Source organism: Pseudomonas sp. FW507-12TSA (assembly GCF_058781435.1).
In genome coordinates this window covers 23,402-41,831 of sequence record NZ_JBYSWT010000048.1, presented here as the reverse complement: position 1 = coordinate 41,831, position 18,430 = coordinate 23,402, and the positions used below count along the sequence as shown (strand labels likewise).

Below are 18,430 nucleotides of genomic sequence, written 5' to 3'. Positions count from 1 at the left end.
CCCCGACCCCAACGACAATGGACGATGGCCGACCGGCAGGCCCGCCACCGCATTTTCCCCGGCGGCCACGCCACTGGTTCAACGGCCCGCTGGTGCCGCTGACGTTCCAGTTCATCTCGCTGATCATCGCCGCCTGGTACGGCGCCAAGCTGCTGTCGCGGCCCATCCGACGCCTCAGCGCCGCCGCCGAGCGCCTGAGCGAAAACCTCGACAGCCCGCCCCTGGAAGAACTCGGCCCCCATGAAGCACGACAGGCAGCCAACACTTTCAACCAGATGCAAAAGCGCATTCGCGAGCAAGTCCAGCAGCGTGGGCGCATGCTCGGCGCGGTTTCCCACGACCTGCGCACGCCGCTGTCGCGCCTCAAGCTGCGCCTGGAGCAGATCGAGGACAGCAAGTTGCAAAGCCAGATGCGCCAGGACCTGGACGATATGATCAAGATGCTCGACGCCACCCTCAGCTACCTGCACGAGCAACGCACCAGCGAGATCTGGCAACTGATGGACGTGCAAGCGCTGGTGGAGTCGATGTGCGAGAACGCCCAGGACCGGGGCGCCGATGTCCAGGCCCAGGGGCATTGCGCACCGCTGCTGGTGCAACCCATGGCGCTGCAGTCATGCCTGAACAACCTGCTGGACAATGCCCTGCGCTATGCCGGCCAAGCGACCCTGGCCCTGGAGGACAATCGCGAGCAGTTGCTGATCCGGGTCATCGACCACGGCCCAGGCATCGCCGCCGAGCAGCGTGAAGCGGTGTTCGAGCCGTTCTTCCGCCTGGAGGGTTCACGCAACCGCAATTCCGGCGGGGTCGGCCTGGGCATGACCATCGCCCGCGAAGCCGCGGAGCGCATGGGCGCCAGCCTGCAGCTCGAGGAAACCCCGGGCGGCGGCCTGACTGCGGTACTGCGGCTGACCCGTCCCTGAGCTCAGCGCGGTTCCTGGTTGCGTGCCTGGCTGGCACTCCAGTCCAGCAACAGGCTGTAGGCCACCGCCAACAGGGTCGGGCCGATGAACAAGCCGATGAAACCGAAGGCGATCAAGCCACCGAACACCCCGAGCAGGACGATCACCAGTGGCAGGTTGCCGCCACGGCTGATCAGGTAGGGCTTGAGCACGTTATCCACCCCACTGATGATGAAGGTGCCCCAGATTCCCAGGAACACCGCCATGCCGTACTCGCCCTTCCAGGCCAGCCAGGCCGTGGCCGGGATCCACACCAGCGGTGGCCCCATGGGGATCAGGCTGAGCAGGAAGGTGACGATCCCCAGTACCAGCGCCCCGGGCACCCCGGCGATGATGAAGCCGATCAAAGCCAGCAGGCCCTGGGCCGCCGCAGTACCTATCACGCCGTTGACCACGCGCTGCACGGTGCCGGCTACCAGGTCGATGTAGTAGCCGGCACGATCGCCGATCAGCCGCTCCAGCAGCTTGTGCACGAACAGCGCCAGGCGCGGGCCGTCACGGTAGAAGAAGAACACGAAGACCAGGCTCAGGGTCAGTTCCAGGATGCCCCCGCCCACCTGGGCGCTACGGGCCAGCAACCAGTTGCCCACCTGCCCCAGGTACGGCTTGACCGCCACCATCAGCGCCGCGCCCTGTTCGTCGATGCTGTTCCAGACGCCCACCAGGCGCTCGCCCACCAACGGCAAGCCGCCCAGCCAGGCTGGCGCCTCGGGCAGGCCATCGACCTGGACGTCCTTGATGAAGGCGGTGGCATCACGTACATGGTCCGCCAGGTTGAGGCCCAGCCAGACCAGCGGCGCCGCCACCAGCAGCATCCAGCCCAGGGTCAGCAGGCCCGCGGCCAGGGATTCGCGACCATGCAGCCAGCGGGTCAGCAAACGCATCAGCGGCCAGCTGGCAAAGGCCAGCACCGCCCCCCAGAACAGGGCCGACCAAAAGGGCGCCATCACCCAGAAGCTGGCACCGAACAGCACCAGGAGCAGGATCTGCACCAGCAGGCGATCGTTATTGGGCATGAAATGTCTCGCGCAAGAGTAACCAGTGAAGAGTAGGCGAACCCGCCAGGGCGGGTCGCCTGCAAAGCTTAACGCAGCAGTTCGAAGTGCAGGCCGGCGGCCTGGGTATCGCCGGTTTCCAACCGCGTAGCGCGCACGCCCTGGCCGATCAGGGCCTGGCGCCAGGCTTCGGCGTGCTGGCCGCAAAGACTGACCCGCAACGTGGTGTCCAGGTTCAATCCCCGGGACAGCAAGGTGAGCCAGGTTGGCTGCGGCTCGGCCAGCTTGGCCAGGTCCAGCCGGCCAGTGTCTTTCAATTGCCGGAGCAACGTCGCGGAGGTGGGCAGCAGTTCGCCCAGTGGAGCACCGGCGGCGAACTGCTCCACATGCAGGTAAGCCCGGCGATTGCCGCGGGTGATGCTGTACAGGGCCACCAGGGAGTTGTCCTGGGGGGCCGCCAGGCGTAGCAACAAGTAGGCCTGCTGCTCGTCGGCGCCGTACAGCTTGGCGTTGCCGAACACCTCATTGGCCCACAGGCTGCTTTCGCCGCAGTCCCGCGCCTGGCACCAGAACAGCAGCTCGGCGCCCTGTTTCTGCAAAGCCTCGCGGGCCAGGGTGAAGGCTTCGTTGGAGCTGCGCTCGGCCGGCAGTTGGTAGGTGATGGCGGTGAGCTTGCCCCGGGCATTGACCTGGCCGTCGAAACGCAACTGGCCGCTGATCTTGCGGATCGAGCCCATGGGGTAGATCCGCTCCTGTTCTACCTCGGGGCGGTAATCGACGATCTGGGCATCGGTCAGACGGGGCACCAGGGGCAGGTCCTGGCTTCCGGGAAGGTCGGCGGCAACCGCCAGTGCGCTGGCCAGGGACAGGCCCAGGAAACTGAGTGAACGCATCGGGGCCCTCATCGGATCAGCATGGCCTGGGCGCCCTTGACGACGCTGGCGTCGTCACTGCGTTGCGGAACCTGCAAGCCGCGCTGGACCGCGGGGCGCGCCTCCATGGCCGCCATCCAGCGCTGTAGCGCTTCCAGCCCCTGGACCGGAACTCCCGACCAGTCATGGCCGCGCACCCAGGGGAAGGTGGCGATGTCGGCGATGCTGTAGTCGCCGGCCAGGTAGTCGACCTGCTGCAGGCGCGTGTCGAGCACCTCGTACAAACGCCGGGTCTCATGCTGGTAGCGGTCGATGGCGCCCTGCAGCTTCTCCGGGAAATAGCGGAAGAACACATTGGCCTGGCCTTGCATGGGGCCGATGCCGCCCATCTGGAACATCAGCCACTGCATGACCTGCGAACGCCCCTTGGCATCGGCAGGCAGCAGGCGACCGGTACGCTCGGCCAGGTAGACAAGGATCGCCCCGGACTCGAATACCGGGAAATCGCCATTGTCGCGATCGACGATGGCAGGAATACGCCCATTGGGATTGATCTTGAGGAACGCCGGCGCCTTCTGTTCCTTCTTGTCGAAGCTCAAGGCGTGCACGGTATAGGGCAGGCCGAGCTCTTCAAGCAGGATGGAAACCTTGTGGCCATTGGGGGTCGCAGCGGTGTACAGATCTATCATGGTTGTCTCCCATTTCAACCCGCCAAGCCTCGACAGTTGACCAGGTCAAGTCAAGGAACGGCGAAAAACCGATTGAAACAGTCTGCGACAAAGGTGGCACCGGTTTCATCGTTCAAATGCAGATGGTGCCCGCCCGGCAGCTGTTCAAGGTTGAAGGGTAGACGCTGCAGCAACTCCTGGTGCCGGGCCAGCATGCCATCGGCCGCCACCACCAGCTGCGTCGGGCAGGCCACCCGCTGGACGAAGGACATGGCCTGCTCCTCGGTCAGGCGCAGGGGCGAAGCCAGGGTCAGGCGGCTGTCGCTGCGCCAGGTATAACCACCGGCCACCGGCATCAGGCCTCGTTGCGCCAACAGCTCGGCGGCTTCCCGGCTGACGGCCACCAGGCCTTTCATCCGCGCCTCGACGGCGCGCTCCAGGCTGCTGTAGACCGGCTTGCGCTTGTCCTGCAAGGCCAGTTGCGCTTGCAGGGCCATGCCCAGGCGCTCGGCTGCGCCCTCGCCACTGGCCGTGGGCGGGATGACGCCGTCGATCAGCGCCAGCTGGCTGACTCGCTCGGGCATGGCCGCCGCCAATACCAGGGACACGATGGCCCCCAGGGAGTGGCCCATGAGGGCGAAGCGCCGCCAGCCCAGCTGCTCGGCCACTTGCAATACGTCGTACACGTAGTCCCACAGGGCGTATCCCGCTCCCGCCGGGCGATGCCCGGAGTGCCCGTGGCCGGCCAGGTCCAGGGCCAGGATGCGCAGGCCGCGCAACTTGGGCGCCAGGCGCGCGAAGCTGTTGGCGTTGTCCAGCCAGCCATGCAGGGCGATCACCGGCAAGCCATCCTCTGGACCGAACAAATGCGCCGCCAGCTCGATATGCGGCAGGCTCAGGCGCACTTCCTCCACACCCTGGCTCATGCAAGGCTCCGCTGCTGGCCGTGCTGCCAGCGGTTGAACAGGTCCTTGAGCAAGAGCGCAGTGGCCTCGGGTCGCTCAAGGGGGAACATGTGCCCGCCGGGCATGGTCAGCGACACCCCTTGGGACATGCGTCCCACGGCACTGGTGTGATGGCGCATCACCACCCTGCTCTGCTGGCCTCGCACCACCGCCAGGGGCACCTTGAGCTGATGGGCGCTGCCCGGGCTGGTGTGCGGCACGCCACGATAGATGCTGATCTCGGTGGCCGGGTCGAAGCGCAGCCGCAAGCGATCCCCCACTTGTTGCAGGCCATGCTCCAGGTAGGCATCCAGGCAATCGGGGTCGAAGGCGCGGAACAGCGTCTTGCGCGAAAAGTAGCTGCGGGCCGACTCGATATCGCTGAACTCCTCGCGCCGTCCCAGGGTGCGCCCGGCCGGGGTCAGCCGATCGATGAAACCCAAGCGCTTGGCCGCACGGATCACCCATTGGTCGGCCCGGGTCAGCACCGGTGAGTCGAGCATCACCACGCCCTGGTACAGCTCCGGGCAGCGCAGGGCCGCATGCAGGTGCAGCACGCCGCCCAGCGAGTGCCCGACGCCCCACACCGGCTGGGACTGCTGTTGCAGGTGGTGGATCAATTCGTCCACCAGGCTGCGCCAGTTATCGTCCACCGGAAAACGCGGGTCATGGGCATGCTGTTGCAGATGAGTCACCTCGAATTCCGGCGCCAGGGCGGCGAACAACTTGCCGTAGGTGCCGGAGGGAAACCCATTGGCGTGAGCGAAAAACACCTGTTGCGACATACCGACTCATCCATTTACCAAATCAACGGCGATTTTCCGCAAGCTCCGCCGCCAGGGCAATGACCGTAACCGCCAGGAATACTGACACCCCGGCCCGGCCTATGGCCGCGGGTTCAGGCGGCCGGCGGGTTCTGCCCCAGCGGCACCACCGCCATGGTCAGGCGCGATACACAGCTGGCCTTGCCCTCGTCGCTGCTCAGGCGGATGTCCCAGACGTGGGTGGTGCGACCGAGATGGATGGCCCTGGCCACCGCCGTGACCCGCCCGCTGCGCAAACCCCGCAGGTGGTTGGCATTGATCTCCAGCCCCACGCAGTAGAACTTGCTGGCATCGATGCACAGGTAGCTGGCCATGGAGCCGACGGTCTCGGCCAGCACCACCGAAGCCCCACCATGCAGCAGCCCGTAGGGCTGGTGGGTACGATGGTCGATGACCATGCTGGCGGTCAGGGACTGCTCGTCGAAAGCCTCGAAGCGGATATCCAGCACTTCGCCGATGGTGTTCTTCTGGAGCGCGTTCAGTTGCTCGAGGTTGGGGGTGGTACGCCACAGGCTCATCGCCACTTCCTTCTTGTAGGTTGGTCGCTCAATCCTGCCACAGCACGACTTCCTCGCGCTCGCTCCAGGCCTGGAAGCTGTCGCCATAAGCGGACTCGATCACATTGCGCTTGATCTTCAGGGTCGGGGTCAGGAAACCGTTCTCCACCGCCCAGCTACCCTTGACCACCACCAGCCGATGCAGGCGCTCGTGCTTGTCCAGGCCGCCATTGACCTGGGCCAGGAGGTTTTCCAGGCTGCTGTGCAAGCCTTCGCGAGCGCTGCCATCGGCCTCGCGCTGGCCGGCCGCCGACAACACGCACAAACCCAACGGCGCGCTCAGGCCATCGCCGACCACGCATACCTGCTCGATGTGCGCATGCTCGGCCAGGCGGATCTCGATGGGCGCAGGCGCCACATACTTGCCCTTGCTGGTCTTGAAGATTTCCTTGAGCCGGCCGGTCAGGCGCAGGTTGCCGGCAGCATCCTGCTCGCCCTTGTCGCCGGTGCGTAAAAAACCATCCTCGGTGATGGTCTCGGCGGTCTTCTGCGGGTCCTTGTAGTAACCCTGCATCACCGCCTGGCTGCGGACCTGGACCTCGCCGTCCACGGCGATGCGCACCTGGACCTCGGGACAGGGCCGGCCGATCCAACCCGGGATGTATTCTCCCGAGCGGCCCAGATGGGAGTAACCACAGTTCTCGGTCATGCCGTAGACCTCCAGCACATCCAGGCCCAGGCGCTGGTACCAGTGCAACAGGGCCTGAGGCACTGGCGCGGCTCCGGACAGGGCCACGCGCAACGCATCCAGCCCCAGCCCCGCCAGGACCTTGTGCCCGACCCACTTGCCAATCAGCGGCAGGCCCAGGAGCAGGTCCAGGCGCCTGGCCGGCATCTTGGCGTAGACCCCCATCTGGAACTTGGTCCAGATCCGTGGCACGCCGAACATCGCCGTGGGCCGGGCACGCCGCAGGTCGGCCAGGAAGGTATCGAGGCTCTCGGCAAAAAAGATCGTCTGCCCGGTGTAGAGCGCGCCCATCTCGACGAATACGCGCTCGGCCACATGGCACAACGGCAGGTAGGACAGCAGCCGGTCGCCGGGCCCCAGGCCGAACATCTGGACTCCATGGCTGGCGGTGAACCCGAGGTTGCCGAAGCTGTGCATCACGCCCTTGGGCGATCCGGTGGTACCGGAGGTATAGATGATGGTGGCCAGTTGGTCGGGCCCCGGGCAGGGGCTGTCGGTCATTGGCTGGCAACGCTGCAGCGCCTCCCAGCTGAAATCGAAGCTGCCCTGCGGCGCCAATGGCAGGCTGATGGTGGGTAAACCAGTCCTGATGCCCCGGGACATTTCCGGCCAGGCATCGAGCTTGCCGATGAACGCCAGGGCCGACCCGGAATGCTCCAGCACCTGGGCCACCGACTCGGCGGTGAGGTTGGGGTACAGCGGCACCGAGACATGCCCGGCCATCCAGATCGCCAGGTCGGCGATGATCCAGTGGGCGGAGTTCTTGCCGATGATCGCGATATTGCTGCCCGCCGGCAGTTGCCGCTCCCGCAGCCACTGGGCGGCGCGTCGGACCTGCTGGGCGACCTCGGCCCAGCTCAGTTCCTGCACCTGGCCACCGGCGCAGGGCTGGACCAGGAAAAGTTGCTGGGGATGACTTGCTTCACGCTGGTAGAACACTTGCAACGGCAAACGAAAAGCAGCAGACATGACGCGCTCCTTTGTTCTTGTTGTGTTCGGGAACAGCCGCTAACCAACCAAGCACTTGCTCGGTCGACTATTCCACGCACCAGGGAGCGCTGCAAGTTAAGAAATGTAGCCGGCATCAGCCTTGCCGACACCCACCACCGGAGCCCAGGGGCCCGGCGGCGAGGGCATCAGGGATGGTCGACGCGAACCAGGGTCATGGCCCCGGCCAGCGGCCAGTCGCCTGCCAACTCCGCCAGGCTGGCGGTGTCCATGGCTTGCGGGTCACGCAGGTGACCATGCTGCAACAGGCCGATCAGGCTGCCCACCAAGGGTTGGTGGCTGACCAGCAACAGGTTCTCGGCGCTGTCCAGTTGCTCCAGCGCCCGCAGTGGATTGGCATCCGGGGTGAGCCAGGACACGGTACGCACCTCGCCCTCAAAGCCCAGGGCCTCGCGCACCAGGTGCGCGGTTTGCTGGGCCCGGACATAGGGACTGGCAAGGATCCCGGTGAGGGGCTGGCCGATCAGTTGCGCGGCGCTGGCCAGCACCTGCTGCCGGCCATGGGCCGTCAGGTTGCGCTCGGCATCGGTGGCCGCATGGGCTTCGGCCTGGCCATGGCGCAATACCCAGAGCCTCACAACTTGGGCTCCTCGTCACGCACCGGATGCGGCGCCGGAGGCACGCTGTGGGGCGCCTCGCCCTCCGGAGCCCGGGGCGCCGGCCAGTCGGCGAACGGCCAGGGCTTTTGTTCGGTGTGGAAACTGCCGAAGCGGCCGATCTGCGCCAGGAACTGGCTCAGGCTGTCGCCGAAGTTCATCAGGCTGGCATTGGGGGCGCCGTAGACCAATCGGTAGATGAGCTGCACTACCACCAGCGCCCCCAGGAGGAACTGCGCCACCTGCCACACCAGGGCGAATACCAGCATCCACAACACCCGCAGGAGAATGGATTCGTACTTGGCCTCGGAATTCGTATCGTTCATGTCTCGCTCCTGTACTGCTCAGTTGAATCCGCTGGTGGAGATAAAGTCGACATCGGTTTTCGGTTCGCCGCGCATCAACAGCTCGATCACCTGGGTGAGCGTCCGGCCTTCGAACAGGATCGCGTGCAACCCGGCTACCAGCGGCATGTAGACCCCCAGCTCCTGGGCCTTGGCCTTGAGCACCTTGAGGGTGTTGACCCCTTCCGCCACTTCGCCCAGGCGGCTCACCGCCTCGTCCAGGCTCAGACCCTGGCCCAGGGCGAAGCCCACCTGGTAGTTGCGGCTCTTGGGCGAGGAGCAAGTGACGATCAGGTCGCCGACCCCGGCCAGGCCAAGGAAGGTCATGGGGTTGGCCCCCTGGCTCACGGCGAAGCGGGTCATTTCCGCCAGGGCCCGGGTGATCAGCATGCTCTTGGTGTTTTCCCCCATGCCCAGGGCCACCGCCATGCCGGCGATGATTGCGTAGACGTTCTTCAAGGCGCCGCCCAGCTCGACGCCGAAGCGGTCGGCACTGGCGTAGACCCTGAAGGTACGGCCATGCAGCACCGCCTGGACTTCTTGGCACAGTTGCTCGTCCTCACTGGCCACCACCGTGGCGGTCAGGGCATGCTCGGCCACTTCGCGGGCCAGGTTGGGGCCCGAGAGCACGCCGATCCGCGCCTGGGGCGCGATGTCCTCGAGGATCTGGCTCATCAGCTTGAAGGTCTGGGCCTCGATGCCCTTGGTCAGGCTGACCAGCATCTTGCCGCCGAGTCGCTGTGCATGGGGCGCCAGCACCGCGCGCAGGGCGCTGGAGGGCAAGGCGACGAAACACAGGTCGCTGTCCTCGAGGGTGGCCAGCAGGTCGGTGACCGGCTCCACCGCCGGGTGGATCTTGATGCCCTTGAGATAACGCGGATTCTCGCGATTGAGCCGAATGGCCTCGGCCTGCTCGGGATCACGCATCCACTGCCGCACCGCCTGGCCGTTCTCGGCCAGCAGGTTGGCCACGGCGGTACCGAAACTTCCGCCTCCCAGGACCGCAATAGGGCGCTGTTGTGTCATATGCAATCCGTTTTTCCATAGCAGTGGCGATGGCGGCATTATACGGGGCGGCCATCCGACCACCAGCCCCGGTCAACTGTCCGGGCGATCTGTCGCAAACCCGCGCAGGCGCTCGGCGGATGCAGGCCCATCGAATGGAAAACTCGACCGTCTCGGTTAACATGCGCGCCATCTTTCACGTTTCAAGGCTGCGCCGTGCCCGCTGGTCCCTCCCCCCTTCGCCTGTCATTGCTGCTGGGCATGCTATCCGGTCATCCGGCGCTGGCCGAAGATCTGTTCGTCGACGACGGCGCACTGCCCCAGGTATTGACCGCCACCCGCCTGAAACAATCCCCCGCCGCAGTGCCCGGCAGCATGACCGTGCTGGACAACGAATTGATCAAGGCCAGCGGCGCCCGGGACATCAGCGAACTGCTGCGCCTGGTGCCGGGGATGATGGTCGGCGCCATCAGCGGCAACCAGGCCACGGTCAACTACCACGGCACCAGCGCCAGCGAAGCCCGGCGCATGCAGGTCTTGATCGACGGGCGCTCGGTGTATCGGGCCGGATTGGCCACCGTGGACTGGAGCGACATTCCGGTGGCCATGGAGGATATCGAGCGCATCGAGGTATTCCGCGGCCCCAATACCGTCAGCTACGGCGCCAACGCATTGATGGCGGTGGTCAACATCATTACCCGCTCGCCGGCCAACAGCCATGGCACGCGGATCAAGGTGACCCGTGGCCAGCGTGGTGTGGCCGACTGGTACGCCAGCCAGGGTACCGGCTGGGACGGCGGCGACCTGCGCCTGTCGCTTTCGGGCCAGGAGGACGATGGCTTCGACAAGCGCCAGGACGGGTCGGACTATCGCGACAGCCGGCGCCTGAACCGCATCAGCCTGGCGCTCGGCCAGATGCTCGACGAACGCCAGAGCATCGATTGGCAGTTCAATGCCAAGGAAGGCAGCAACCAGCGGCCTTATACCTATCGGCCGGTGTTCAAGGACTACGCCGAGAAAGGCTACAACTCCGACGTGATCGCCAAGGACTATGCGACCTCCCTGCGCTGGAACCTGGACCTGGACCCACGGCACAGCCTCTACGTCCAGGGCTCGGCCCAGCACTGGGATCGCCAGCAGACCTGGAGGGCTTGCGATGCGGCCCTGTCCTTCAGTCCCGAACTGGCGCGCCTGTGGCAGCTCAACCCGAACTACACCGAGCGCCTGGCGCGCAACATGCCTGATGACCCCAGCGCGGCACCGGCAGGAACCGAGGAAGAAAAAGCACTGGCGCGGCAGGTCATCGGTCAATGGAACGCCGGCGGCAAGAACCCCGTCTGCGGCAATATCGACCAGAGTACCCGGGAAACCCGCTACGACCTGGAAATACAGGACACCCTGAGCCTCGCCGACGACCTGCGGCTGGTCAGCGGCATGAACTACCGCTACGACCGTGCCGACTCCGAGACCTATTTCAACGGCGTGCTGGACGACACCACCTGGCGCCTGTTCGGCCAGTTGGAATGGCGGGCCAGCGAACACTGGCTGATCCAGGGCGGGGCCATGTACGAAGACGCCCGGCTCACCGGGAACTCCCTGACCCCGCGGATCGCCGTCAACTACCTGATCAACCCGCGCCACGGGTTGCGGGCGGTGTACTCCGAAGCCATCCGTTCCCCGGACATGTTCGAGAACAACGTCAACTGGAGCTATCGGGTCACCGGCCTGAGCGCTCCGGTCTACGGCCAGAACAGCGCCCAGTACTTCGTCAAGACCCGCGGCCCCGGCGACCTCGACCAGGAACGCATGCGCTCCCGGGAGCTGGGCTACAACGGCTATTTCGTCGACCAGCGGCTGAACCTGGATATCAAGCTGTTCTACGACGAAATCAGCAGGATGGTCAGCGAGCCGCTGCGCAACAACCAGTACATCGCCAGCAACAGCAACTCGGCGCGTTTCACCGGCAGCGAAAGCCAGCTGGATTGGCAGCTGAGCCGCGCCGACCGCCTGCGCCTGACCTACGCCTATGTCCATGCCCAGGCCAGCAACCGCCTGGACCAGCGCTTGAGCGCCAGCAACAGCGGCTCGGCCGGCTGGCTGCGCAACTGGGGCCAGGGCTGGTCCAGCGCACTCTTCTACTATGGAGACAGCGCCCTCAACGGCTACCGTTTCCAGCGGGTCGATACCCGCGTCGCCAAGCGCCTGTCCCTGGGCAAGGCCGACCTGGAGCTGGCCGGCACCTTGCAACAGCGGCTCGACCACCAGCCCGTCACCTTCGCCGACAACCGCTACGACTCCCACCACACGCTGTACTTCAGCGCGGAGCTGGAGTTCTAGCATGGCTCGCTCGCGCAAGGGCCTGCCTCGACTCGGCTGGAGCCTGGTGCTGCTGGGCTGGCTGCTGTGCGCGCCGTTGCGCGCCGCCGAAGTGCTGCTGACCGCCAGTGAAGACAGCGACAGCGTGCGCAGCTTCGCCCGGGAACTGGCGGAGCTGCGCCCCCAGGACCAGGTGCGCTTCGAGCCGCTCGGGCAATTGCCCGCACCGGGCCTCTTGCCGGCGGCCACGCGCTTGATCCTGCTGGACCCGCAAAGCCTCGACTGGCGCCTGCAAGATGCGCAGGGCCCGCCGACCCTGGTGCTGCGCATCAGTCGCCTGCAAGCCGCCCAACGCCTGCCAGGAACGCCGCAGCCCAGGCTCACCCTGCTGTGGAGCGACCCGCCCGGGGCCCGCCAGCTACGCCTGATCCGCGAGGTGCTGCCCCAGGTCCGCCGGGTGGGCGTGCTGTACAGCCAGGACAGCCGGTTCCTGCTCGAGGAACTGCGCCAGGCGGCGCGCGCCCAGGGGCTGGAAATCGTCGCCGAGGCCTGGAACGACATCGGCGACAGTCGTCCATTGCAGGAAGTGCTGCGCAACAGCGAAGTCTTGCTGGGCCTGGACGACCCCAGCCTGTACAACCCCAAGACCGTCAAGAACCTGCTGCTCAGCAGCTATGCCCGACAACAGGCCCTGATCGGGCCCAACGCCGGTTTCGTCAGGGCTGGCAGCCTGGCCAGCACCTACAGCGACCAGCAGGACTGGCTGCAAACCCTGGACCAGCTGCTGGACCGGCCACCAGCCCAATGGCCCCGTTCGCAGTACCCGGCGGCCTTCAAGGTATTGAGCAACCCACAGGTGGCACGCTCCCTGGGCATCGAGGAAATCGATCCTGAGACCGTCGCCCGCCAGTTGAGCGAAGGAGAGAAACGCCCATGACATTGCGTCGCCGTTGGGATATCCAGGCCCGTACTCAGCTGATCAGCCTCGGCCCCGCGCTGCTCCTGACACTGTTGCTGATCAGCTTCTTCACTTTCGTGCGCATCCAGGACCTGCACCAGGAGCTGGACCACACCGGCCAGCTGATCGCCAACCAACTGGCCCCGGCCACCGAATACGGGGTGATCTCCGGCAACAACGAGGGCCTGGAAAGCCTGTTGCAAGCGACCCTGAGCACGCCCCACGTGCAATTCCTGGAGGTCCAGGACAGCGCCAACAACATCCTGGTGTATGTCGAGCAGCCTGCGGCCCGCCATGACCATGCGAAACAGATCAAGGTATTCCAGGCTCCCGTGCGGCTGCAGCGGATCCAGGTGCACAACGACTTCCTGCAAGAGGATCCGGGCAGCCTGGCCAGCCAGGGCGACGGCTACCTGGGGCGCGTGCTGGTCGGCATGTCCAACGACGCCTTCAGCCAGCGCCAACAGGAAATCGTCCTCAAGGCCGGGATCCTCGCCCTGTTCGCCCTGCTCTTCACCTTCCTGCTGGCCCGCCGCCTGGCCGCCGGCCTGGCCCAGCCGATCAGGGCCATGAGCAACGCGGTCAAGGCGATCCAGGAAGGCGACTTCAAGACCCCGTTGCCGATCGTCGACGATGGCGAGCTGGGCAACCTGGCGCGGCACATCAACAACCTCGCCGCCGGCCTGGAACTGGCCAGCCGCGAACAGCAGCAGGCCATGTCCCAGTTGATCCAGACCCGGGAAGAAGCGGAACAGGCGAACAGGGCCAAGTCGGACTTCCTGGCGATGATGAGCCATGAGTTGCGCACGCCGATGAATGGCGTGCTGGGCATGCTGCAGTTGCTTGAAACCACCGAGATGACCCGCGAGCAACGCGAGTACGCGGCACTGGCCTCGGAATCCACCGAGCACCTGCTCAAGGTGATCAACGACATTCTCGACTTCTCGCGTATCGAGCGCTCGGCCCTGGAGCTGGAACACATTCCGTTCAACCTGGCCGAATTGATCGCCAGTTCGGCCCAGGCCTTCCAGCACAGTGCCCTGCAACGGGGCCTGGACCTGAAGTTGCGGCTGGCGCCGGGACTGGAGTCGTTGCAGGTCAAGGGCGATCCGACGCGGATCCGCCAGATCCTGGTCAACCTGGTCGGCAACGCGCTGAAGTTCACCGAACAAGGCAGTGTGACCATCGAAGCCCAGTGGCAGGCCCTGGACCACGAGCTCCTGTGGTTCACCTGTGCGGTGCGCGACAGTGGCATCGGCATCAGCCCGGCCAGCCTGGAATCGATGTTCGACGCCTTCCAGCAGGCCGACAGCTCGATCTCCCGGCGCTATGGCGGCACCGGCCTGGGCCTGCCCATCGCCCGGACCCTGGCCGAGCGCATGGGCGGCACCCTGCGGGCCCAGAGCGAGGAAGGCCGGGGCTCGGTGTTCACCCTGGAAATCCCCCTGGCGCTGTTCCAGCAGACACTGCCGGTAGCGGCCCCACGGGCCAGCACCGCGGCGGACCAGGGCGCAGGCCGCAACGTGCTGCTGGTGGAGGACAACCCGGTGAACCAGACCGTTATCCAGGCCATGTTGCGCAGCCTGGGCTTCAGCGTGAGCATCGTCACCGATGGCGCCCAGGCGGTACGCAGTGCCGAAAGCCTGATTTTCGAGGCGATCCTGATGGATTGCCGGCTGCCGCTGGTCGACGGCTACGAGGCCACCCGGCAGATCCGGCAACTGCCCGGTTGTGCCGATCTGCCCATCATCGCGCTGACCGCCAATGCCCTCCAGGGTGACCGTGAGGCCTGCCTCGCGGCCGGCATGAACGACTATCTGGCAAAGCCCTTCAAGCGGGCGGATCTACAGCAAATTCTCCAACGTTGGGTGCAATAGCGGGCTATTTTCAAACATCTGCGACTGGCGTGGCGGGCGAAAGTGCGGCAGTCTTAGGCACCCGATGGGGCCCTGAAAAGGCCTCCGAAAAAAATTTCAGTGCACAAGTGTACATTCATGCCCTTTGCGCTGTGACTTTCACTACAACGCAATAGTCTATGAGTAGGCTGCCGGCTCGAGGCATGAACGCTTCGATCGGCCGGGAAGATTTGCCCAACCCTGCCGCACGGGACTATTGAGGAGCTCGCATGACCAAACAAAACGCCTTTACTCGGGAAGATCTGCTGCGCTGCAGTCGCGGTGAGCTGTTCGGCCCAGGTAATGCGCAACTGCCCGCCGGCAACATGCTGATGATCGACCGCATCACTCACATCAGCGGCGAAGGTGGCAAGTACGGCAAAGGTGAGTTGGTCGCCGAGCTGGATATCACTCCGGACCTGTGGTTCTTCGCCTGCCATTTCGAAGGCGACCCGGTGATGCCAGGCTGCCTGGGCCTGGATGCCATGTGGCAGCTGGTGGGGTTCTTCCTGGGCTGGCAAGGCCTGCCGGGCCGCGGTCGCGCCCTGGGCTCGGGAGAAGTCAAATTCTTCGGCCAGGTGCTGCCAAGCGCCAAGAAGGTCACCTATAACATCCATATCAAACGCGTCCTGAAGGGCAAGCTGAACCTGGCCATCGCCGATGGTTCGGTCAGCGTCGACGGCAAGGAAATCTACACTGCCGAAGGCCTGCGGGTCGGCGTGTTCACCTCCACTGACAATTTTTAAGGGTTATCCGCATGCGCCGCGTCGTTATCACTGGTCTGGGCATCGTTTCGTGCCTGGGCAATGACAAAGAGACCGTCTCCGCTAACCTGCGTGCAAGTCGCCCTGGCATCCGCTTCAACCCGGAATATGCCGAAATGGGTCTGCGTAGCCAGGTTTCCGGCTCCATTGACCTGAATCTCGAAGAACTGATCGATCGCAAGATCTACCGTTTCGTCGGCCACGCGGCAGCCTATGCCTACCTGGCCATGAAGGACGCCATTGCCGACTCCGGCCTGACCGAAGAGCAGGTATCCAACCCGCGCACCGGCCTGATCGCCGGCTCCGGCGGCGCCTCGACCCTGAACCAGATGGAAGCGCTGGACATCCTGCGCGAGAAAGGCGTCAAGCGCGTTGGTCCGTACCGCGTCACCCGGACCATGAGCAGCACCGTTTCCGCCTGCCTGGCCACGCCGTTCAAGATCAAGGGCCTGAACTACTCCATCGCTTCGGCCTGCGCCACCAGCGCCCACTGCATCGGCACCGCCATGGAGCAGATCCAGATGGGCAAGCAGGACATCGTGTTCGCCGGCGGCGGTGAAGAAGAGCACTGGACCCAGTCGTTCCTGTTCGACGCCATGGGCGCCCTGTCCACCCAATACAACGAAACCCCGGAGAAAGCCTCCCGCGCCTACGACGCCCAGCGTGACGGTTTCGTCATCGCCGGCGGTGGCGGCATGGTGGTGGTCGAGGAGCTGGAACACGCCCTGGCCCGTGGCGCCAAGATCTACGCGGAAATCGTCGGCTACGGCGCCACTTCCGATGGCTACGACATGGTGGCTCCGAGCGGCGAAGGCGCCATCCGCTGCATGCAGATGGCCATGTCCACCGTCGACGCCCCGATCGACTACCTGAACACCCACGGCACTTCGACTCCGGTCGGTGACGTCGCCGAAATGAAAGGCGTGCGTGAAGTGTTCGGCGCCAAGGCTCCGGCCATCAGTTCCACCAAGAGCCTGTCGGGTCACTCCCTGGGCGCCGCCGGCGTTCACGAAGCGATCTACTGCATGCTGATGATGGAAGGCAACTTCATGGCCGGCTCGGCCAACATCGACGAGCTGGATCCGGAAGTGGCCGACATGCCGATCCTGACCAAGACCCGCGAAGACGTTGCCTTCAATACCGTGATGAGCAACAGCTTCGGCTTCGGCGGCACCAATGCCACCCTGGTCCTCAAGCGCTGGCAGGGCAAGTAGGCCCCGCCGCAGCCTGAAAAAAAGCCCCGACTGGTTCGGGGCTTTTTCTTGCCCGGGATTCACACCGAGAAACGCGCCACCATGGCGTTGAGATCCACCGCCAGGCGCGACAGCTCCTGGCTGGCGGCGCTGGTCTGGTTGGCCCCCGCCGAAGTCTGGTGGGCCAGGTCGCGGATATTCATCAGGTTGCGATCCACCTCCCGCGCCACCGCTGCCTGCTGCTCGGAGGCGCTGGCGATGACGGTGTTGCGCTCGTTGATCTCGGTGAAGGCCGAGGCGATTTCCTCCAGGGCCTGGCCGGCCGCCTTGGCCACTTCCAGGGTCGAGCGGGCGCGGCTGTTGCTCTGCTGCATGGAGTTGACCGCCAGGTCGGTGCCTTGCTGGATGCCCCCGATCATCTGTTCGATTTCCTGGGTCGATTGCTGGGTCCGATGGGCCAGGGCCCGCACCTCGTCGGCCACCACTGCGAAACCGCGCCCGGCATCCCCGGCCCGCGCCGCCTCGATGGCGGCATTCAGCGCCAGCAGGTTGGTCTGCTCGGCAATGGCGCGGATCACCTCCAGCACCTTGCTGATGCCATAGACCTTCTGGGCCAGGTCTTCCACCTGGTTGGCGTTGGCCGTCACATCTTCCGCCAGCGACTCGATGGACAGCACTGTCTGCTGCACCTGCTCGCGCCCATGCTTGGCGATCCGGTCGGACTCCCGGGAAGCCTGGGACGTGGCCACGGCATTGCTGGCCACCTCCTCCACTGCCGCGGTCATCTGGTTCACCGCCGTGGCCGCCTGTTCGATTTCCTGGTTCTGCTGGTACAAGCCCCGGGTCGCATCCTCGGTGACGCTACTGAGCTCCTCCGAGGCCGAGGCCAGCTGGCTCGAAGAATCGGAGATCCGCTTGATGGTTTCCCGCAGGCTGTGCTGCATGGCCTTGAGCGCATGGAGCAAGCGCGCCGGCTCGTCCTTGCCGCTCACCCGGATATCGCCGGTCAGGTCGCCGCCGGCCACCACCTCGGCCACGCTCAACGATTGCGCCAGGGGCAGGACGATGCTGCGGGTCAGCAGCAACGCCAGGCCAACGGTCACCAGCGCCGCCGCCACGATCATCACCACCACCCAGATCCGCGACTTGCTGAACACCTCCTGGGCCAGGTCGGTGGCCTGGGTGGCGCTCTGCTTGTTCAGGTCGATCAGGTCATGCAGGGTGGCGGCCATTTCATCGGCCAACTGGTTCATCTCGCCGTTGACGACCTTGACCGCCGCCTCCACCTGATTCTGGCTGGAGTACTGCATGACCTGGGCCTGGCGCTCCAGGTACTGCTTCTCGATGGACTTGAAGCGATCGAACAGCACACGCTCCTGGGGCAGCACGATCAGCGATTCATAACGTCCCTGGGCGATGCCCAGGCCCTTCTTTATGTCGTTGATCTTGGCTTCGTTCTGGGCGATCGCCTGAGGATCGCGATTGATCAGCAGGCGCAAGGTCAAGGCGCGGACCCGCAGCAGGTCCTGGCTCATGTCACCAACGGACATGACGCTGGGCAACCAATTGCTCTCTACCTCATCGGATTGCTGGCGCATGTTGGCCATTTGCATCAGGGCGAATGCCCCGAGGATAAACATCATGAGCGCCAGCAAGCCAAAACCCAGGCTTGCCCGTGGCGCAATATTCAGACTTCTGAGGCTCATTCCTTTGGCTCCTTCCTAGAGCGCTGCAAGACTTGCAGCAGGTGCTCTTAGACGGTATCGGGCCAGATGGAATTTGCGTAAGACGAAAAAGTGATATCAAAACGCCCAAGTACTTCGATACCGGGGCATAAAACG

Annotated in this window: 17 protein-coding genes; 6 read left to right on the top strand and 11 right to left on the bottom strand. The window is 65.0% G+C overall.

The annotated features are described in order from the left end of the window. The coding region (locus AC3WK8_RS30600; protein WP_103326800.1) for a sensor histidine kinase at nt 1-923 on the top strand (923 nt) is incomplete at its 5' end. A gap of 2 nt (nt 924-925) precedes the next feature. Here the strand turns inward: AC3WK8_RS30600 and AC3WK8_RS30595 are convergent. From AC3WK8_RS30595 to AC3WK8_RS30550, 10 genes are all read right to left on the bottom strand, one after another. After that, on the bottom strand, nt 926-1,978 hold the full coding sequence (locus tag AC3WK8_RS30595; protein WP_022643135.1) for an AI-2E family transporter: 1,053 nt from the start codon (nt 1,976-1,978) through the stop codon (nt 926-928). Nucleotides 1,979-2,046: 68 nt separating this feature from the next. Next, entirely contained in the window at nt 2,047-2,850 is an 804-nt protein-coding gene (locus tag AC3WK8_RS30590) for a DUF4892 domain-containing protein (RefSeq protein ID WP_177409085.1), read from the bottom strand. A gap of 8 nt (nt 2,851-2,858) precedes the next feature. Beyond that, a complete protein-coding gene (locus AC3WK8_RS30585; RefSeq protein ID WP_085597229.1) occupies nt 2,859-3,518 on the bottom strand; it encodes a glutathione S-transferase family protein in 660 nt (219 codons plus the stop codon). A gap of 50 nt (nt 3,519-3,568) precedes the next feature. Then, nucleotides 3,569-4,423 (bottom strand): alpha/beta hydrolase, encoded by an 855-nt coding sequence (locus AC3WK8_RS30580; protein ID WP_022643132.1) that lies wholly within the window; start codon nt 4,421-4,423, stop codon nt 3,569-3,571. Then, nucleotides 4,420-5,226, bottom strand: coding sequence for an alpha/beta fold hydrolase (locus tag AC3WK8_RS30575; protein WP_103326797.1), 807 nt, complete (start codon nt 5,224-5,226; stop codon nt 4,420-4,422). The genes AC3WK8_RS30580 and AC3WK8_RS30575 overlap by 4 nt, the downstream gene beginning before the upstream one ends. Before the next feature lie 113 nt (nt 5,227-5,339). Continuing rightward, the gene (locus AC3WK8_RS30570) at nt 5,340-5,783 is read right to left on the bottom strand and encodes a hotdog fold thioesterase (RefSeq protein WP_022643130.1); all 444 of its coding nucleotides are present in this window, start codon (nt 5,781-5,783) and stop codon (nt 5,340-5,342) included. 28 nt (nt 5,784-5,811) lie between these two features. Beyond that, nucleotides 5,812-7,479: an AMP-binding protein gene (locus AC3WK8_RS30565; RefSeq protein ID WP_103326794.1), complete on the bottom strand. Its 1,668-nt coding sequence runs from the start codon at nt 7,477-7,479 to the stop codon at nt 5,812-5,814. Between the two features lie 167 nt (nt 7,480-7,646). Further along, nucleotides 7,647-8,096, bottom strand: coding sequence for a phosphohistidine phosphatase SixA (sixA, locus tag AC3WK8_RS30560; RefSeq protein WP_085597231.1), 450 nt, complete (start codon nt 8,094-8,096; stop codon nt 7,647-7,649). Next, nucleotides 8,093-8,440: a DUF4389 domain-containing protein gene (locus AC3WK8_RS30555; RefSeq protein WP_022643127.1), complete on the bottom strand. Its 348-nt coding sequence runs from the start codon at nt 8,438-8,440 to the stop codon at nt 8,093-8,095. The genes sixA and AC3WK8_RS30555 overlap by 4 nt, the downstream gene beginning before the upstream one ends. An 18-nt stretch (nt 8,441-8,458) precedes the next feature. Beyond that, nucleotides 8,459-9,484 carry an NAD(P)H-dependent glycerol-3-phosphate dehydrogenase gene (locus AC3WK8_RS30550; protein ID WP_103326792.1) on the bottom strand — a complete coding sequence of 342 codons (1,026 nt, stop codon included), beginning with the start codon at nt 9,482-9,484 and terminating at the stop codon, nt 8,459-8,461. 240 nt (nt 9,485-9,724) lie between these two features. On the opposite strand from AC3WK8_RS30550, the gene AC3WK8_RS30545 reads away from it, so the two are divergent. The 5 genes from AC3WK8_RS30545 to fabB all read left to right on the top strand — a co-directional run bounded on the left by AC3WK8_RS30545 (nt 9,725) and on the right by fabB (nt 16,610). Then, on the top strand, nt 9,725-11,800 hold the full coding sequence (locus AC3WK8_RS30545) for a TonB-dependent receptor plug domain-containing protein (protein ID WP_178088069.1): 2,076 nt from the start codon (nt 9,725-9,727) through the stop codon (nt 11,798-11,800). Nucleotide 11,801: 1 nt separating this feature from the next. Continuing rightward, nucleotides 11,802-12,716 (top strand): ABC transporter substrate-binding protein, encoded by a 915-nt coding sequence (locus tag AC3WK8_RS30540; protein WP_103326786.1) that lies wholly within the window; start codon nt 11,802-11,804, stop codon nt 12,714-12,716. Next, complete coding sequence (locus tag AC3WK8_RS30535; RefSeq protein WP_103326783.1) at nt 12,713-14,614, top strand: ATP-binding protein; 1,902 nt, start codon at nt 12,713-12,715, stop codon at nt 14,612-14,614. Before AC3WK8_RS30540 ends, AC3WK8_RS30535 begins: the two co-directional genes overlap by 4 nt. Before the next feature lie 248 nt (nt 14,615-14,862). After that, on the top strand, nt 14,863-15,378 hold the full coding sequence (gene fabA / locus AC3WK8_RS30530) for a 3-hydroxyacyl-[acyl-carrier-protein] dehydratase FabA (RefSeq protein ID WP_022643122.1): 516 nt from the start codon (nt 14,863-14,865) through the stop codon (nt 15,376-15,378). Nucleotides 15,379-15,389: 11 nt separating this feature from the next. Beyond that, nucleotides 15,390-16,610 carry a beta-ketoacyl-ACP synthase I gene (fabB, locus tag AC3WK8_RS30525; RefSeq protein WP_022643121.1) on the top strand — a complete coding sequence of 407 codons (1,221 nt, stop codon included), beginning with the start codon at nt 15,390-15,392 and terminating at the stop codon, nt 16,608-16,610. 59 nt (nt 16,611-16,669) lie between these two features. On the opposite strand, the gene AC3WK8_RS30520 is transcribed toward fabB, so the two are convergent. Beyond that, nucleotides 16,670-18,295: a methyl-accepting chemotaxis protein gene (locus AC3WK8_RS30520; RefSeq protein ID WP_085597236.1), complete on the bottom strand. Its 1,626-nt coding sequence runs from the start codon at nt 18,293-18,295 to the stop codon at nt 16,670-16,672. Nucleotides 18,296-18,430 lie beyond the last annotated feature (135 nt).

Excerpts from the sequence above, each read along its gene's own strand:
- AC3WK8_RS30565 (WP_103326794.1), bottom strand. The coding sequence starts at position 7,479 with ATGTCTGCTGCTTTTCGTTTGCCGTTGCAAGTGTTCTACCAGCGTGAA.
- AC3WK8_RS30550 (WP_103326792.1), bottom strand. The coding sequence starts at position 9,484 with ATGACACAACAGCGCCCTATTGCGGTCCTGGGAGGCGGAAGTTTCGGT.
- AC3WK8_RS30590 (WP_177409085.1), bottom strand. The coding sequence starts at position 2,850 with ATGCGTTCACTCAGTTTCCTGGGCCTGTCCCTGGCCAGCGCACTGGCG.
- AC3WK8_RS30535 (WP_103326783.1), top strand. The coding sequence starts at position 12,713 with ATGACATTGCGTCGCCGTTGGGATATCCAGGCCCGTACTCAGCTGATC.
- AC3WK8_RS30595 (WP_022643135.1), bottom strand. The coding sequence starts at position 1,978 with ATGCCCAATAACGATCGCCTGCTGGTGCAGATCCTGCTCCTGGTGCTG.
- fabA (WP_022643122.1), top strand. The coding sequence starts at position 14,863 with ATGACCAAACAAAACGCCTTTACTCGGGAAGATCTGCTGCGCTGCAGT.
- AC3WK8_RS30540 (WP_103326786.1), top strand. The coding sequence starts at position 11,802 with ATGGCTCGCTCGCGCAAGGGCCTGCCTCGACTCGGCTGGAGCCTGGTG.
- fabB (WP_022643121.1), top strand. The coding sequence starts at position 15,390 with ATGCGCCGCGTCGTTATCACTGGTCTGGGCATCGTTTCGTGCCTGGGC.
- AC3WK8_RS30545 (WP_178088069.1), top strand. The coding sequence starts at position 9,725 with ATGCTATCCGGTCATCCGGCGCTGGCCGAAGATCTGTTCGTCGACGAC.
- AC3WK8_RS30520 (WP_085597236.1), bottom strand. The coding sequence starts at position 18,295 with ATGAGCCTCAGAAGTCTGAATATTGCGCCACGGGCAAGCCTGGGTTTT.
- AC3WK8_RS30570 (WP_022643130.1), bottom strand. The coding sequence starts at position 5,783 with ATGAGCCTGTGGCGTACCACCCCCAACCTCGAGCAACTGAACGCGCTC.
- AC3WK8_RS30575 (WP_103326797.1), bottom strand. The coding sequence starts at position 5,226 with ATGTCGCAACAGGTGTTTTTCGCTCACGCCAATGGGTTTCCCTCCGGC.
- AC3WK8_RS30555 (WP_022643127.1), bottom strand. The coding sequence starts at position 8,440 with ATGAACGATACGAATTCCGAGGCCAAGTACGAATCCATTCTCCTGCGG.
- AC3WK8_RS30585 (WP_085597229.1), bottom strand. The coding sequence starts at position 3,518 with ATGATAGATCTGTACACCGCTGCGACCCCCAATGGCCACAAGGTTTCC.
- AC3WK8_RS30580 (WP_022643132.1), bottom strand. The coding sequence starts at position 4,423 with ATGAGCCAGGGTGTGGAGGAAGTGCGCCTGAGCCTGCCGCATATCGAG.